A 13,821-nucleotide genomic window follows, 5' to 3' on the forward strand; every position below is an offset into this window, starting at 1 on the left:
GGAAGCCCCTTGCGCCATCGCAACTGCGGTGCTTTGGGGTAGGGCCATGCAGATCCATCGCGTACAGGAGCTTTTCAAGCAGTCGCCCGTTGGTCAGCGCGTGAGCGTGTGTGGTTGGGTCCGCACGCGCCGCGACGCGAAGAACAACTTCTCCTTCCTGGAGATCAACGACGGCTCCTGCTTGAAGAACCTGCAGGTCATCGCGGACGGCACGCTCGAGAACTACGAGACCGAGGTGAAGAAGCTCGGCACCGGTTCGAGCTTGCGTGTCGAGGGGATCGTCGTCGCGAGCCAGGGCAAGGAGCAGGCGATCGAGATCAAGGCCGAGCGCGTGCACGTCTACGGCTTCGCGCCCGAGGACTTCCCGCTGCAGAAGAAGCGCCACGGCTTCGACTACCTGCGCACGATCGCGCACCTCCGGCCGCGCACGAACACGTTCGCCGCCGTCACGCGCATCCGCCACACGCTGTCGATGGCCGTGCACGACTTCTTCCATTCGCGGGGCTTCTTCTACGTCCAGACGCCGATCATCACGGCGAACGACGCCGAAGGCGCGGGCGAGATGTTCCAGGTCACGACGTTCGACCTGGAAAAGGTCCCGCGCACGCCCGAGGGCAAGATCGACTACGCGCAGGACTTTTTCGGCCGCCGTACGAGCCTCACCGTGAGCGGCCAGCTCGAGGGCGAGACGTATGCGATGGCCCTCGGCAACATCTACACGTTCGGCCCCACGTTCCGCGCCGAGAACTCGAACACCACGCGCCACCTCGCCGAGTTCTGGATGATCGAGCCCGAGATGGCGTTCGCGGATCTCGATCACAACGCGTACATCGCCGAGGAGTTCCTGAAGCACGTCATCCGCGCCGTGCTCGAGCAGAACCAGGAGGACGTCCACCTGCTCGACAGCTTCGTGCAGAAGGGCCTCAAGGAGAGCCTCCAGAACATCGTCGCGGGCCCGTTCGCGCGCATGACGTACACCGAGGCGATCGAGGTCCTCGAGAAGTCCGGCCAGAAGTTCGAGTACCCGGCGAAGTGGGGATCGAGCTTGCAGACGGAGCACGAGCGGTACCTGACCGAGGTGCACCACAAGCGCCCCGTGATCCTCACGGACTACCCGAAGGAGTTCACGGCCTTCTACATGCGCCTGAACGACGACAAGAAGACCGTGCGCAACATGGACGTGCTCGTGCCGCAGATCGGCGAGATCATCGGCGGCAGCCAGCGCGAGGAGCGGTACGACGTGCTCCTCGAGCGCATGCAGGAGGCCGGCCTGAAGCCCGAGGACTACGCGTTCTACATCGACCTCCGCAAGTACGGCACGGCCCCGCATGCGGGCTTCGGCCTCGGCTTCGAGCGCCTCGTTCTGCTCTGCACGGGCATGGGCAACATCCGGGACGTCATCCCGTTCCCGCGCACGCCCGGACACTGCGAGTTCTGAGGCCCGACGAGGGAGCCCGGCCCGCGCACGGGCTCCCTTCCGCCGCGCTCGGCACGAATCGAGCGCGGCTTTTTTCTGGCGTAATTATGTGCATGGATGCAACGATTCCAATTGTGCACATGAAGGCCGATGACCGCCGAGCGCTGCGGGAGAGCATCCGCGTCACGCGGATGGCGACGGCGCGCGACTTCCTGATCGGGGCGATTTCCTCGCTCGACGAGGTCGAGCTGACGCTCCTGCAGCTCGGCGTGCTCCTCCTGCTCGAAGACGGCGTGCCGCGCACGTTGAAGGAGCTCGCGGAGCTCGTCGGCCGTTCGCCCTCGGCGACGAGCCGCCTCGTCGATCAGCTCGTGCGGCGCAAGCTACTCGTTCGCGAGGAGGATCCCGAGGATCGGCGCGCGCGGCGCGTCACGCGGAGCCCACGCGCGGCGCGGCTCGTGGCGGAGCTCCTCGATCGCCGCACGGATGTGCAGATCAGCATGATGGCGTCGCTCTCGGACGAGGAGCGCGCGCTCGTACTGCGGGCCTTCGTCATCCTGGGCGAGGCCGCGCAAAGGATGACGAAGAAGGAGGTCCGACGATGACGACAGAAAGCACGGTGCTCCCGCTCTCGGCGCTCGATCGATCCTCGCTCCCCATCGCTGGCGGAAAAGCCGCGAACCTCGGCGAGATGATCCGCGCCGGGGTGCCGGTCCCGCCGGGGTTCGTCCTGACGACGTCCGCGTTTCGCGCCGCGGCGGAAGCGGCGAACATCGGCCCGAAGCTCGAAGCGCTCGCGGGCACCGAACCGAACGATCGCGCCCGGCTCGCGGCGCTTGCGGGCGAGATCCGCGCGGAGCTCTCGTCCGTGACCGTGCCCGATGCGATCGCCGAGGCGTGCGTTCGCGCGTATGACGTCGAGCTCGGCGGCGTAGCCGTGGCCGTGCGTTCGTCGGCAACGGCCGAGGATCTGCCGGACGCGAGCTTCGCCGGGCAACAGGACACCTACCTCGGCGTGCTCGGCAAGGAAGCCTTGCTCGACGCCGTTCGTCGCTGCTGGGCATCTCTCTTCACGGAGCGCGCCGTCGTCTACCGCGCGGATCGATCGATCGATCCACGCGACGTGTCGCTCGCCGTCGTGGTGCAGCGCCTCGTGCATGCACGCGCGGCGGGCGTGCTCTTCACGGCGAACCCCGTGACGGGGCGGCGCCGCGAGGCCGTGATCGACGCAGCGCCGGGGCTCGGCGAGGCGGTCGTGAGTGGCGCGACGAACCCCGATCACCTGGAGGTCCGCGTCGACACGGGGGAGATCGTCACGCGCCGCCTCGGGGACAAACGGGTCGTGATCGAGGCGCTTCCGGGCGGAGGGACGCGCCACGAGGAGCGCGCGGACGGCTCGGCGGAGGCCTGCATCTCGGACGCGGAGGCGCGCGCGCTCGCAGCGATGGGTGCGCGCGTCGAGGCGCATTACGGGGCGCCGCAGGACATCGAGTGGGCGATCGATCCCGAAGGAAAGCTCCTCCTCGTGCAGTCGCGCCCGATCACCACGTTGTTCCCGATCCCCGCGGGCCCGCTGTCGAAGAACGACGATCTCCGCGTCTTCTTCAGCTTCAACGTGGCGCAGGGCGTGTTCCGGCCGTTTTCGCCGATGGGCCTGCAGTTCTGGCGCGCGTTCGGGGGCGTCGCGTCGCGTGGCCTCGGCCTGTGGGACGGCGAGCCGCTCGACGGTCCGCCCATCTTCGCCGTGGGCGCGAGTCGGCTCTTCCTCGACATCACCGCGATCTTGCGAGATCCGCTCGGCAGGCGTGTCGCCGCGTTCGCCTTGTCCAGGATGGAGGCGCGCAGCGGCGTCGCTGTGCGCGCGGTCCTCGACGATGAACGGCTCGGCGTCGTGGAGACGCCACGCTGGAAGATCGCGCGTGCGGCTCTTCGTGCGCTCGCGCGTACGCGCGCGCCCGTCACGCTCGCGCGTGCCCTCCGGGATCCCGACGCCGTGCCCGATCGTATTGCCGCGAAGGTCGACGCCGCGATCGCGGTGGGCGAGGTGCCCGAGGGCGCGCCGCCCTCCGCGTATGTCGATGCGGTCGAGCGCATGATCCGGGAGGGCGTCGGTCCTTTCATCTTCACCGCGATCCCCAGCATCGCCGGCGCGCTCGTGAGCATGCTCCTCTTCCGCCGCGCGCTCTCGGGCCTGATGACCGAGGACGAAGTCCACACGCTGCTCCGATCGCTTCCGAATAACCCGACGACGGAGATGGACCTCGAGCTCTGGTCGCTCTCGCGCCGCGTGGGCGCGGATCCCGCGTCGCGGAGTGCGCTCGGCGAGGAGGCGCCCGCGGCGCTCGCGAAGCGTTACGCCGAACGATCGTTGCCGGCCGTGCTCCAGCGCGAGCTCGGAGCGTTCCTCGCGCGCTGGGGCGCGCGCGGCGTCGCGGAGATCGACATCGGCGTGCCGCGTTGGCGTGATGATCCGACGCACATCCTCGGCAGCCTCGCGAACTACCTTTCGCTCGGCGATGATGCGTCGCCGCCGGATGTGGCCTTCGAGCGCGGCGCGCGCGAGGCGGAGCGGAAGGCGGAGGAGCTCGTGGAACGAGCGCGCGAGAAGGGGGTCCTGCGCGGCGGGGTCGCGCGCTTCGCGGTGCCACGCGTGCGCAGGCTCCTCGGTGCGCGCGAGGCGCCGAAGTTCGGGATCGTGCGCATCATCGCGCACGCACGTTCGCTGCTGCTTCAGGCAGGCCGGTTGCTCGTGCAGGAAGGCAAACTCGCTGCCGAGGACGACGTCTTCCTCCTCGACCTGCGTGAGCTACGCGCCGTCACCGGAGGCACGGATCTCCGCGCGCTCGTGACGGAGCGTCGCCGCATGATCACGCAGGAGCTCGGCCGCAAGCACGTCCCGCGGATCCTGCTCTCGGACGGCACGGAGCCCGAGATGATGGCCGCCGCCGCGTCGGGCGAGGGAGGGTTGTCCGGCACGCCTGCCTCCGCGGGTCGTGTCACGGGCAAGGCGCGCGTGGTGCTGGATCCGGTGGGCGCGAAGATCGAGCCCGGCGAGATCCTGGTCGCGCCCTCCACGGATCCCGGCTGGACGCCGCTGTTTCTGACGGCGGGCGGGCTTGTGATGGAGATGGGCGGGAGCATGTCGCACGGCGCGGTGGTCGCGCGTGAGTACGGGATCCCGGCCGTCGTGGGCGTTGCCGGCGCGACGGCGCGGATCACGACGGGGCAGCAGATCACCGTGGATGGAGGCGCGGGGCGGGTGGGCGTGGAAGTGTAGCCCGCCCGCGCGGCGTCACTTCGTCTCGCTGAGCTTCTTCACGTGCTCGAGCACGCGTGTGTGGATCGCGTGGATCGCGCTGTCGGACCAGAACGCCCAGTACACGTTCGGTGCCATTTCGAGCTCGTACCACGTCGTCCCTTCCAGCCGCGTCCGCCCGCCCGGCAGCTCCGTCAGCAGGAACTGCCCACGCTTGGACCTCAAACTACCGTCGAGGTGCGGCGCGTGCACGTACTGGAACGGGCTCCACTCTTTCATCGCGTGCGGCTGCTTCGACACGTCGAACGCGAGCCGGTGCGGCTTGTCCCAGACCGTGATCGGCTCGACGAACGGGCCCGTCGAGAACTCGCAGTACCGCACGGCGCCCACGCCTTCACCTTCGAGGCGCGCTCGCACGGGGTAGGCGATCCCCGTGTGGAAGAACCATTCCGAAGGCGGCGAGAGCTCGCCGAAGCCGATCACGTTTTCCCACACGCGATCCGGCGGCGCATCCACCTCGATCACCGTCTTCACCTCGCGCAGATCCGGCTGCACCACCGCCGCCTCTGCGCCCACGAGCCCCGGCAGCGCCAGCACCGCGGCGGCCGCGTGCGAGTGCGGCGTCTTCGCCTGCAGCGCGATCGCGCGACCCAGGATCGCGCCGATCACGGCCACCACGCCCGCGATCGGCGCGGCCATCAAGAGGCACACGAGCCCCTCCAGCGCGAACAGCAGCATCGCCCCGCCCGTGATCGCCACGGACAAACACGCGACTCCGACCGCGCGCTTGAGGGACTGCGGCGCCTCGCGGTTCAGGAGGAACGAGCTCACCGCGCCCATCACGAACGGCGTCACGAAGAAGAGCGACAGGCCGTAGAGATCCAGCGCGTACACGCTGAGGCCCGCCATCCCGAGCCCCACCGCGACGGCTGCTGCGACGCCGAGCAACGCGCTCCGCAGGGAGCCCTCGATCTTCGGCTGGATCTTCTCCTGCGGCCCGCCTGCGCGGTAGGGCGACGTCGGCTCCGGCTTCCACGCGTCCGCGCGCTCCGGGAGCCCCGCGAGCACGAGCATCACGAGGTAGTTCAGCGCCGGCACGAGGAACGCGAGGCCGAACCACGGCGACAGGCCCGCGTTCGCCGCGCGCCGGATGCTCATCGAGATCCCGATCCACAGGAACGGCAGCGTCGCGACCGCGAGCACCACGAAGAGCCACGACGGCGCGTCCGGAATGCTCCTCATACGTAACGTGAGGGCCGGGCTCATGTACGCGAGCGGCGACCACAAGACGCCCGACGCGAGATACACGAGCAGCGTGTCGAGGCCGTACTTGAGGGCCATCAGCGTGACGCCCGTGAGCAGATAGGCGCGCCTACCGACAGGCGCTTCGAGGCCGAACCAGAGCCTCGCCACCTCGCGCACGCGTGAACGTGGGCGAGACGAGGGAGGGGTGTCACTCATGCGCGCATTATGCGGGAGATCGCAGCGCCGTACGTAGCGTCTCCGCGACACGCGCCATCGCTTCGTCGCTCTCGTATTTCGCGCGAGGCCAGAAGAACCCCCGCAATCCATCCTTCTTGCGGCGCGGCACCACGTGCACGTGCAGGTGCGGCACGCTCTGGCTGACCTTGTTGTTCATCGCCACGAAGGAGCCGTCCGCCGAGAGCGCCGGCTCGATCGCGCGGGCGATGCGCTGGGCGGCCCCGAAGAGCGGAGCGATCGAGGGCGCGGGCAGATCGAGCAGCGTCGGCACGTGGGCGCGAGGTACGACGAGGCAGTGGCCCAGGAACAGAGGGCTGCGATCGAGGAATGCGAGGACCTCGGGCTCGTCGAGCACGAGCTGGGCAGGAAGCTCACCGGACGCAATCCGACAAAACGTGCATGCCTGGGCCATGGCAGAGAATCTCGTCACAGGTGTGCGTTGTACGCTGTCCGACGTACGATAATTCGTTCCATGCGGTGGGATGCGGGGCTGGCGATGCCGTGGGCGGGTCAGTAGAGTGGCACGCCTTCGCCGGGCGGGGACCATGGGCACGATCGAGCAGGGAAGGCGCGGCGTCCTCGTCGTCGAGGACGATCCCGACATCCGTGAGACCATCGCGCAGATCCTCGAGGAAGAGGGGTACGAGGTGCGCGGCGCGAGCAACGGGAAGCAGGCCCTCGACCTGCTCCGCGAAGGCGTACGCCCGCAGCTCATCCTGCTCGACCTGATGATGCCGATCATGGACGGCTGGCTGTTCCGGACCGAGCAGCGCAACGATCCGAAGATCGCCGACATCCCCGTCATCGTGATCTCGGCCGACGGCAACCTGCGGCAACAGGCCGCGAAGATCCAGGCGAACGGCTACCTGCGCAAGCCCGTCGGCATCGAGACGTTGCTCAGCACGGTCCAGCGTTACCTGAAGGCGTAACGCCTCTTCGCCCCTCTCCCGCGAGGGAGAGGGCTCGGGGCGAAGCTACGACCTGCGGTACTCCATCTTGCGCGGGATCATCCCGCTCTTCGAGATCATCTCGAACGCCTCTTTTTCGAGGAGCGGGTGCACGCCCTTCGGCGACACGCCGCCGGGGATCTTCTTCTTCGTGATGAACGACGCGAGGTACTGCGGGTTGATCGCCGAGAGCTGACGCAGGATCTGCTTCATCCGCTTCGTGTCGTTCGTCCACGCGTACGCGAACGCGCGCGAGCGCAGGAGCTGCGGCTTGATCTCGGCGAACGTCGCGTCGTTCGGATCGAGCGTGTCGAGCAGCTCCACGGCCTTCTTCGCCTGACCGCCGCGCGCCCACGCCTCACCCACGATCGCTGCGATCGTCGCCCGGCTCTTCGCGTCCTTGTGCCGGCCGAGATCGATCTTGTCGACGAGGCCCTTCGCCGCCTCGGTCTCGCCGAGCACGAGGTGGATCATCGCGCGCTGCGCCCGCGCCTCGTCCGCGACGGGCGGCATCACGCGGTCGAGCTTGATGCTCTCCAGCGTCGCGAGCGCCTTCTTCGGATCCTCTTGCAGCTCGAGCTGCGCGCGGGCGAACACGGCCGCAGGATCGTCCTTGCCGAACTCGCTCTCGAGCTTCTCGATGGCCTCCTTGCGCGCCTCGGGCGTGTCCGCCCCGCGCACGAGGTTCGCCACGGCGCGCGAGCGCTTCGCGTACCGGAGCACCCAGACGACGAGCGCCGCGACCGCGATCGTGACGACGAGCGCGACGACCTTCGAGATCCAGCCCGAGATGAAGATCGCGATGATCCAGACGATCGCGAGCGGGATGCCGATCCGGACCGCGAGCTTCTTCGGCTCGAGCATCTGAAGCGGATCGGGCTGCGCAGCCTGTTTGTCGCGCGCGGACGCGATGAGCGCCTCCCGCGCGTCCTTCGCGCTCGCCGGCTTCGCCGCGGCCTTCGGCATGTCCGCGGTCTTCGGTTTCTCCTGGGTGTTGCTCTTCGGCTTGTCGGACGTCTTCAAGGCGAGCGCTTCATACCACGTGCCACGGGAAACAGTAGCGTGGCCCCTCCCGACTTCGTCAGCCCGGGGCGCCTGCTTCGGGCTCGGGTGGCGTCTCCTTCACGTCCGGACGCACCTTCGCCGAGGGCGGGTGCGACGACATGGGATCGGAGAGGCCCATCGTGGACTCGCGGAAGTGCAGGAAGATGGTCTGGGCGATGGACATGCACGGCACCGCGAAGAGCGCGCCCGTGATCTGAAAGAAGTGCTCGCCGACGAGCAGCGAGAAGACGACGAGGACCGGGTGGATCTTCGCCGCGTCGCCGATGATCTTCGGGTTCAGGAAGTTCGCTTCGAGCTGATGGATACCCACGATCCACGCGAGGACGCCGACCGCCGTCATGGGCGATTGCGTGAGGCCGATCAGCACGGCCGGGACCGAGCTCAAGATCGAGCCGAAGATCGGGATGAGCGACATCACGGCCGCGAGGATCGACAGGATCGGCCAGTACTTCAGGTGGAAGAGCCAGAAGCCGATCGCCGAGAGCACGCCGTTCACGAGGCAGATGAGGAGCTGCCCGCGCACGACGCCGGAGAGGCCCCGATCGAGCCTTCGCATGAACCGATGGAACGTGTGATGCGACGTGGGATCCCAAAGATCGCGGAAAAACGCGAGGATCTTCTCGTGGGTCAGGATGATGTACCCCGCGAGCATCAACGTCATGAACAGGTTGAAGATGCCACGCGAGATCGCGCCCGCGATCCGCTGGCCGATCTGCAGCACGACGGTCGCGTTCTGGCGCAGGTAGAGCAGCCCCTTGTCGAACCCTTCGCGCAAGAGGCCTGCGCTCGAGAGCTGCTTCGGCTCCTGGTTCACGACCTCCCACGTGCCGTGCTGCACCTCGTGCAGGCGTAGGTCCTCGCTCACGAAGACGTCGTACGAGCCGTCGTCGCGCTTCACGATCCGCAGCGGCGGTCGTTCCTCGGCGCGCGCGTCGGCCTTGCTCGGCTCACCCGCGTTCACCTCCGGGACCGGGTTCGGCGTGGGCGCTGGCGCTTCCTCGGCGGGGCGTTGCCCCGACCAGCGCATGAGGCGCGCGTCGATCGCCGGCAGCCACTCGTTTCGCACCTTGCGCGTGAGGTTCGGCCACTCGGACGCGAGCGCCTGCCCCTCGGTGACGAGGCGCGGGACGATCATCCCGATGAACCCGCCGATCGCGCCGAGCGTCATCGCGTAGACGAGCAGGATCGCGGCCCAGCGCGGCACGCGCATGCGCTCGACGCGCAGCACCGCGGGCGTCAGCACGTACGCGACGACGAGCGCCAGCACGAACGGGAGCATCACGTCGTGCGCGACGATGCAGAGCGCGACGACGAGCACCGCGCTCGTGGCGAGGAAGATGCGGCGCGCAGCCTTGCGCTCCGGGGGCAGGGTGGATACGGGCGGCGGCGCTTCGCTCACGGGGTTCCGGCTCCCTCGCTCGCCGCGGGCAAACGAACGCCCGGCAGATCCGCGAAGAACGGCACGAGGTAGTCGCGCGTCTTTTCGAGGGCCTGCGGCACGACGCGTACGTCGGCGAGCACCGGCATGAAGTTCGTGTCTCCGCTCCAGCGCGGGACGATGTGCGCGTGCAGGTGCTCGGCGATCCCCGCGCCCGCAGCCGCGCCGAGGTTCAAGCCCACGTTGAGCCCCTCGGGCTTCACGGCCGCGCGCAGGCGCACCGTCGCCTCGCGCACGAGATCGAAGAGAGCGTGATGATCCTCGTGCGAGAGCTTCTCCAGCGCGTCGACGTGCGCGTGCGGCACGATGAGAAGGTGCGCCGCGGCGAACGGGTAACGGTTCAACACGACAAACGCGCGCGGGGTGTCACACACCACGAGCCGCGCGCGGAGCTCCTCCGGCGGAGCAGCCTCAATGCCGCAAAACACGCAGGATCCACCCTTCTTCGAAAGGATGTACTCCATGCGCCACGGCGCCCAGAGCGGATTGCCCATCGATCGCGGCACGCTAGCACCGGCACCGGCCGGTGGCGATCAACGCGCGGGCGCTGGCCTACCGGATTTCTCGGTCGGGGACGGTGAAAGGGCGTAATCGATGGCGAGCGAGACGCCGAGCCCCACTGCCGTCCCGATGAGGTCCCAGGCGAAATCCTTCCACGACGGCGTGCCGAACCCCGCGGCGTCGAGGATTTCCTTGCTGTACCCAGCACCAAGCGCGACGGCCATGCCGACGGCGACACGGTTCGCCCGCCCGTCGAGCCCGGACAACGCGGAGGCGCCGTACGCGCCGCTCGCGAGCGCGGCCGAGAAGCCGAAGTGCAGGGCCTTGTCGCGGCCGAAAAAAGGGTCGGGGTTGTCCGGGGGCTCTGCGTGGGCAGGGAGCGCGGCGAGGAGCGCGACGAGGACCGCGGGCGCGACGAGGGTTCGTCGTTTCATGCGCTGATCGTAGGGACAAAACGCGCGCGGCGCCTCCCCGAGGGAAGGCGCCGCGAACGGTCACCAGGGAAGGGGCAGGATTACTCCTGATCCTTCGCCTTGTTCTTGAGGTCGAGCTTGCCGGCCAGCTTCTCGCGGATGAGATCGCCGACCGTTCCGGCCACGCTCTTCTCCTCCTCGGCCGCCGCACCACCACCGCCGCCCGCGCTCTTCACGCGCTTCGGACGTTCGGCGGGCTGCGGCTTCTCCACGCCGATGTTCTTCATCGTCGCGAAGAGGCGGCGCTCGATCGTGTCGACGCTCGAGATCTCGACCTTCACGAGGTCGCCGACCTTGATCTTCGTGCCCTCGGGCTCGAGGATGTCGCCCGTCGAGATGAGCGCCTCGACGCCCTCGCGCAGGCGCACGAAGATACCGTACTCGACGATGCTGATCACCTGGGACTCGTCGATCACGCGGCCCGGCGCGAACTCGCTGAGCATCGTCGGCCACGGGTCGTCCCAGAGCTGCTTGATGCCGAGCGAGACCTTCTTCTCGTCGTGGTTGATCGAGAGGATGATCGCCTCGACGTCGTCACCCTTGTGGTGGAGGTCGCTCGGGTTGTTGACGCGCACCGACCACGAGAGATCGCTCTTGTGGACCATGCCGTCGACGCCCTCCTCGATCCCGACGAACACGCCGTAATCGGTGAGCGAACGGACCTTGCCCGCGATCTTGTCGCCGGGGTGGTACTTGTCCGTGAAGAGCATCCACGGATCGGGCTCGAGCTGCTTGAGACCGAGGCTGATGCGCTTGGCGCGCGCGTCGACCTCGAGCACCTGGCACTCGATCTCCTGGCCGACCTCGAGGAGCTTCGACGGGTGCTTGACCTTCTTGGTCCAGCTCATCTCGCTCACGTGGATCAGGCCCTCGACGCCCGGCTCCAGCTCCACGAAGGCGCCGTAGTCCGTGATCGACATGACCTTGCCGCGGACCTTCTTGCCGGCCGGGTAGGCCTCCTCGGCGTGGTTCCACGGATCCTCCTGGGTCTGCTTGAGGCCCAGGGAGACGCGCTCGGTCTCGGGGTTGTACTTGAGGACCTTGACGGTGACCTCGTCGCCGACGTTGAACACCTCGTTCGGGTGGTTCACGCGGCCCCAGCTCATGTCCGTGATGTGGAGCAGGCCGTCGATGCCGCCGAGGTCCACGAACGCACCGTACTCGGTGATGTTCTTGATCGTGCCCTTGACGGTCATGCCCTCGGTGAGGGTCTCGAGCGTCTTCTGCTTCATCTCGTCGCGCTCGCGCTCGAGCAGGACGCGGCGGGACAGGACGATGTTGCCCCGCTTCTTGTTGAACTTGATGACCTTGAACTTGTAGGTCTGGCCGATCAGTTTGTCCAAGTTGCGGATCGGGCGGAGGTCGACCTGCGACCCCGGGAGGAACGCCTTCACGCCGCCGCGGATGGTGACCGAGAGGCCGCCCTTCACGCGCTGGCTGATGGTGCCCTCGATGAGCTCGTCCGCCTCGCAGGCGTTCGAGATCTCATCCCAGACCTTCATCTTGTCGGCTTTTTCCTTCGACAAGGTGACGAGGCCGTCGTCGTTCTCGCGGCTCTCGATGTAGACGTCCACCTTGTCGCCGGGCTTGACGCCGACCTGACCTGTGGCGTCCGCGAACTCTCGGAGCGGGATTACGCCCTCGCTCTTGCCACCGATGTCGACCACCACCGAGTCACGGCCGACCTGAACGACCGTTCCTGCGATGATCTCGCCCTCGCGCGCGAAATCGGACTCGACCCGCTGCTCGAAGAGCGCGGCGAAGCTCTCCATGCTGGATCCCATGTCGGATCCCGTCATCTCCACGTTCGCGTTACTAGCCATCTGGTCTTTTGAAACCGTCCTTCCCTAGGATTTCCCGGGGCACGGATGCGATGCGCCGCGCGAGCGTGCAGCTCGAATTGAGCCGGCCTCGGGCACACGTCGGGCGTCGGTCCGGATCCGGGAGAGCGGTCCGTCTAGTCCGAGGCCAGCCCCTTGTCAATGCAATGCCCCCAAGGGGTCCGTTTTGTCCGCCCCGGCCAGCAACGTAGCGTTCGGTCGGGGCACGCGCGATCAAGGCTTTTTGCCAGGGTTTTCCGCGCCGCGGAGCTTCCCCGCGAGCTCCGCCGTCGCCCGATCCAGCCCCTCGTACGGCCACAGCGCGCGGAGCACGACGACATTCCCGTCGCGCTTCACCGTCGCCGCGCGCAGCGCCTCCTTCTCACCCGCAACATCCGGCAGGAGCAAGAACGCGAGCCCGAGATCCGCGAGCAGCGCGCGCGCGCCTTCTTCGAGCTTCGGAGCATCCGCGGCTTTCGTCGGTTCGAGACGAACGACGAGCTCCGGCGAACCGCCGAGCGCGAGCGTGCCCGTGGCTCGCTCGACCGTGCCGAGAACGGCCGCGCGCGGCGTGATCATGTTCGCCCCCGACAAGACCTCGAACGCCTGCCGCGCGATCGCGAACGTGACCGCGCCCTTCTCGGGCAAACCGAGCTTCTCGCCTTCCTCCGTCGCGGGGAGCGCGGCCTCCACGATCGATCGATCCGTGCCGACGAGGATCGTCCCGTCGTCCGCCTGTCCGATCACGATCGAAGGTCCCACGAAGAGCTCGCCTTCCCGGCGAAACCCGGCCCATCCCTCCTCACGCGCGACCTCGGCGAGTCCTTGGACGAACCGCCCGCGTTCGATGCGACCGCCGAGGAGCGCGACCCAGCTCTTGCCGTCCATCGACGCGATGACGACCTCGCGCACGTCCGCGGGCAAACGCACCCCTGTGTGATCGTGGATGCGCGTGGCGCGCGAGGGGCGCGACGGCGCGGAGGCCTCAGGCCCGCTGCCTTCGTCGAGCGCGAGCTTCAAAAGATGCTCGCGCACGGGGCCGAAGAGCACGATGTCCGCGGCTTCGAGCCGGATCGCGATGTTCGTCCCACCAGGCACGTGCGCGCGCGCCGTGGGGCGGTACCGCAGGACGAAGTTCCAGAACAGGAGCCCGGCGACCGACGCGAGCACGAAGATCGCGGCCACGGCTACGAGCACCATGCGCGACCCGCGCGGCTTCGGGCGCGGCGCCTCGGCGCGAGGCTCGGGCAGAGGTTCGGGCGGAGATTCGGGCGGAAGTTCGGGCGGAGGTTCAGGCGGAGCGAGCGCGGGGGCTTCCGGTGCAAGAACGGGCGCGGCCCCGAGCGCATCGGGATCGCGCTGCGTGGGGGGAACGGGCTCGATCGGATCGACGAGCGTGTCGGCCATCGCCCCCGAGCGTAA

12 protein-coding genes are annotated in these 13,821 nt (G+C 68.2%); 4 read left to right on the top strand and 8 right to left on the bottom strand.

What is annotated here, in order from left to right:
• The first annotated feature begins 46 nt into the window (after positions 1 to 46).
• The 3 genes from asnS to POL67_RS11045 all read left to right on the top strand — a co-directional run bounded on the left by asnS (position 47) and on the right by POL67_RS11045 (position 4,694).
• A complete protein-coding gene (asnS, locus tag POL67_RS11035) occupies positions 47 to 1,438 on the top strand; it encodes an asparagine--tRNA ligase (RefSeq protein ID WP_271917212.1) in 1,392 nt (463 codons plus the stop codon).
• Positions 1,439 to 1,557: 119 nt separating this feature from the next.
• Entirely contained in the window at positions 1,558 to 2,022 is a 465-nt protein-coding gene (locus tag POL67_RS11040; protein WP_271917213.1) for a MarR family winged helix-turn-helix transcriptional regulator, read from the top strand.
• Complete coding sequence (locus POL67_RS11045) at positions 2,019 to 4,694, top strand: PEP/pyruvate-binding domain-containing protein (protein ID WP_271917214.1); 2,676 nt, start codon at positions 2,019 to 2,021, stop codon at positions 4,692 to 4,694. Before POL67_RS11040 ends, POL67_RS11045 begins: the two co-directional genes overlap by 4 nt.
• Positions 4,695 to 4,709: 15 nt before the next feature.
• On the opposite strand, the gene POL67_RS11050 is transcribed toward POL67_RS11045, so the two are convergent.
• On the bottom strand, positions 4,710 to 6,095 hold the full coding sequence (locus POL67_RS11050) for a hypothetical protein (RefSeq protein WP_271917215.1): 1,386 nt from the start codon (positions 6,093 to 6,095) through the stop codon (positions 4,710 to 4,712).
• A 46-nt stretch (positions 6,096 to 6,141) separates the two neighbouring features.
• The gene (locus POL67_RS11055; protein WP_271917216.1) at positions 6,142 to 6,567 is read right to left on the bottom strand and encodes an HIT family protein; all 426 of its coding nucleotides are present in this window, start codon (positions 6,565 to 6,567) and stop codon (positions 6,142 to 6,144) included.
• 133 nt (positions 6,568 to 6,700) lie between these two features.
• Here POL67_RS11055 and POL67_RS11060 point away from each other — a divergent pair, with 133 nt between their 5' ends.
• The gene (locus POL67_RS11060; RefSeq protein ID WP_271917217.1) at positions 6,701 to 7,084 is read left to right on the top strand and encodes a response regulator; all 384 of its coding nucleotides are present in this window, start codon (positions 6,701 to 6,703) and stop codon (positions 7,082 to 7,084) included.
• 45 nt (positions 7,085 to 7,129) lie between these two features.
• On the opposite strand, the gene POL67_RS11065 is transcribed toward POL67_RS11060, so the two are convergent.
• The 6 genes from POL67_RS11065 to POL67_RS11090 form a co-directional block, all read right to left on the bottom strand.
• Positions 7,130 to 8,125 (bottom strand): tetratricopeptide repeat protein, encoded by a 996-nt coding sequence (locus POL67_RS11065; RefSeq protein ID WP_271917218.1) that lies wholly within the window; start codon positions 8,123 to 8,125, stop codon positions 7,130 to 7,132.
• Between the two features lie 58 nt (positions 8,126 to 8,183).
• Positions 8,184 to 9,566, bottom strand: a complete 1,383-nt coding sequence (locus POL67_RS11070) for an AI-2E family transporter (RefSeq protein ID WP_271917219.1) — start codon at positions 9,564 to 9,566, stop codon at positions 8,184 to 8,186.
• Positions 9,563 to 10,099: an HIT family protein gene (locus tag POL67_RS11075; protein ID WP_271917220.1), complete on the bottom strand. Its 537-nt coding sequence runs from the start codon at positions 10,097 to 10,099 to the stop codon at positions 9,563 to 9,565. The genes POL67_RS11070 and POL67_RS11075 overlap by 4 nt, the downstream gene beginning before the upstream one ends.
• 39 nt (positions 10,100 to 10,138) lie before the next feature.
• Positions 10,139 to 10,540, bottom strand: coding sequence for a YfiM family protein (locus POL67_RS11080; RefSeq protein ID WP_271917221.1), 402 nt, complete (start codon positions 10,538 to 10,540; stop codon positions 10,139 to 10,141).
• Positions 10,541 to 10,620: 80 nt separating this feature from the next.
• The gene (locus POL67_RS11085) at positions 10,621 to 12,363 is read right to left on the bottom strand and encodes a 30S ribosomal protein S1 (protein WP_373372356.1); all 1,743 of its coding nucleotides are present in this window, start codon (positions 12,361 to 12,363) and stop codon (positions 10,621 to 10,623) included.
• Between the two features lie 270 nt (positions 12,364 to 12,633).
• Positions 12,634 to 13,806, bottom strand: a complete 1,173-nt coding sequence (locus POL67_RS11090) for a hypothetical protein (protein ID WP_271917223.1) — start codon at positions 13,804 to 13,806, stop codon at positions 12,634 to 12,636.
• Positions 13,807 to 13,821: the final 15 nt, after the last annotated feature.

It is taken from the genome of Polyangium mundeleinium (assembly GCF_028369105.1).
Taxonomy (GTDB): domain Bacteria; phylum Myxococcota_A; class Polyangia; order Polyangiales; family Polyangiaceae; genus Polyangium; species Polyangium mundeleinium.

What these genes read in the sequence shown, in the direction of transcription:
- asnS (WP_271917212.1), top strand. Translation starts at nt 47, where the DNA reads ATGCAGATCCATCGCGTACAGGAGCTTTTCAAGCAGTCGCCCGTTGGT.
- POL67_RS11040 (WP_271917213.1), top strand. Translation starts at nt 1,558, where the DNA reads ATGAAGGCCGATGACCGCCGAGCGCTGCGGGAGAGCATCCGCGTCACG.
- POL67_RS11045 (WP_271917214.1), top strand. Translation starts at nt 2,019, where the DNA reads ATGACGACAGAAAGCACGGTGCTCCCGCTCTCGGCGCTCGATCGATCC.
- POL67_RS11055 (WP_271917216.1), bottom strand. Translation starts at nt 6,567, where the DNA reads ATGGCCCAGGCATGCACGTTTTGTCGGATTGCGTCCGGTGAGCTTCCT.
- POL67_RS11060 (WP_271917217.1), top strand. Translation starts at nt 6,701, where the DNA reads ATGGGCACGATCGAGCAGGGAAGGCGCGGCGTCCTCGTCGTCGAGGAC.
- POL67_RS11075 (WP_271917220.1), bottom strand. Translation starts at nt 10,099, where the DNA reads ATGGGCAATCCGCTCTGGGCGCCGTGGCGCATGGAGTACATCCTTTCG.
- POL67_RS11080 (WP_271917221.1), bottom strand. Translation starts at nt 10,540, where the DNA reads ATGAAACGACGAACCCTCGTCGCGCCCGCGGTCCTCGTCGCGCTCCTC.
- POL67_RS11085 (WP_373372356.1), bottom strand. Translation starts at nt 12,363, where the DNA reads ATGGGATCCAGCATGGAGAGCTTCGCCGCGCTCTTCGAGCAGCGGGTC.
- POL67_RS11090 (WP_271917223.1), bottom strand. Translation starts at nt 13,806, where the DNA reads ATGGCCGACACGCTCGTCGATCCGATCGAGCCCGTTCCCCCCACGCAG.